The following is a 1,651-nucleotide window of genomic DNA, read 5'->3' on the forward strand; positions in this document are numbered from 1 at the left end:
GGCGCTGCAGCAGGGAGGGATCGGGCTCCTGATGACCTTGCTCATCGTCTCAGTGCCGCCGATGGCTGCCGCGCTGTGGCAAGGCAGCATGGCGTCCTTCATGCACTTCTCGGCGTTCGCCGGTGGTGCAGCGTCTTCGCCTGGACCGCAGGGGCAGCCGCCGGGGTCTTATACGCCGCCGCAGCGTGGCAACGATACATCTGCTGCATCGAACAATGGCTCTCTACCTAGGCACGGGAACTCATCGTCGGGGCTACAAAATGCAGTGCAATCCTCTGAGGGTAGTGGTGCCAGGGGCAATGCCAACAGCAATAGCAGCCGATTCACTTAGCGACGAGATGCACATGAAATTCAAGCTGTCATTTCCCTTCGCCATTTTCTTCTTCATAGGTTCAGCATATGCAGAGAATGGATGCCCGCCAGGGCAACTCCCGGCACAGGCCAATGGCGCAATGAATTCATGTACGCCAGTTCCACCTGGCTACTACCAACAGCAGGCTCCCGTATCACGGCCTTCGGGCAAGTGGATCACGACATGGGGAGCTATCGCTATGGGATCAATAGACGATACGACAAACTATGGAGTAACTACGGGCAAGCTATCTAAGCCTGAAGCCGAGGCAGATGCGCTCAGGCGCTGCGCTTCCCATGGGGAAAAAGACTGCCGAGTCTTTATTAGTTATCACAACCAATGTGCTGCAATTGCTGAGCCGCAAACGAACGGATTGCCGATAAGTGCAGGGCGGGTTAGCTTTGCTAGGGCCGTATCGATTCCAGAAGCGACGAAAATCGCTCAGACTGACTGTAAAAAAACTAACAGTTCAGTGCTCGGGGTTGACTGCAAGGTGGTTTATCAAGCCTGTACTAAGCAGATATTCGAAAAATTCTAGAATTTTGTGGGCGCTAAAGAGGGGCGCCAAACGCAGGAGGGTGCGCCATGAAGAAGCTTGGATTGCTTTCTGCGTGCCTGTTGTACACTATATCGCTGCAATCATCGGTCTCTGAAGGGAGTGGTGCTAGAGGCAATTCAAAGCGAGATAGTAGTCAATTTATTTAGATTGGAATGAGGTGGATATGAGGTTTAAATCATTCATCTTCCTTGCAGTCTGTTTTTACACAGGTGCTGTATACGCGGAGAATGGGTGTCCACCTGGTCAGTTGCCTGCTCAGGCTAATGGCGCGATAGCTTCCTGTACGCCGATTCCAGCAGGCTACTATCAACAACAATCAGTAGCGCCGCAACCATCTGGGAAATGGATTACGACTTGGGGAGCTATCGCACAGGGCTCAACAGATTCTGCCACTATCTATGGAGTCACTACGGGTAAGTTATCGAAGGTGGAGGCTGAGGCGGACGCGCTGAGACGCTGTGGTTCTCGTGGATTAACGAATTGCAAGGTTGCATTTAGATATCATAATCAATGCGTGGCAATAGCAGAGCCGCACATTGAAGGTCAACCTTTTGCCACTGGGCGAGTTAGATTTGTTGGTGCTAGCTCAATTCCTGAGGCGAGTAGAATAGTCGAGACGGATTGCATGGAAGCTAATAAATCAACTCCAGAGGCCGAGTGCAAAGTGGTGTATACGGCATGCACGGAGCAGATTTTCGAGAAATTCTAGAATGTCGTGGTGATATATGGATATAAAATTC

Annotated in this window: 1 protein-coding gene; it reads left to right on the top strand. The window is 51.5% G+C overall.

Annotated elements, in window-relative coordinates; genetic code table 11:
* The first annotated feature begins 344 nt into the window (after nucleotides 1-344).
* On the top strand, nucleotides 345-890 hold the full coding sequence (locus CEK65_RS20740) for a DUF4189 domain-containing protein (RefSeq protein ID WP_226980667.1): 546 nt from the start codon (nucleotides 345-347) through the stop codon (nucleotides 888-890).
* Nucleotides 891-1,651: the final 761 nt, after the last annotated feature.

The sequence above is a fragment of the Xanthomonas sp. LMG 12459 genome (assembly GCF_009192905.1).
GTDB classification, from domain to species: Bacteria; Pseudomonadota; Gammaproteobacteria; order Xanthomonadales; family Xanthomonadaceae; genus Xanthomonas_A; species Xanthomonas_A sontii.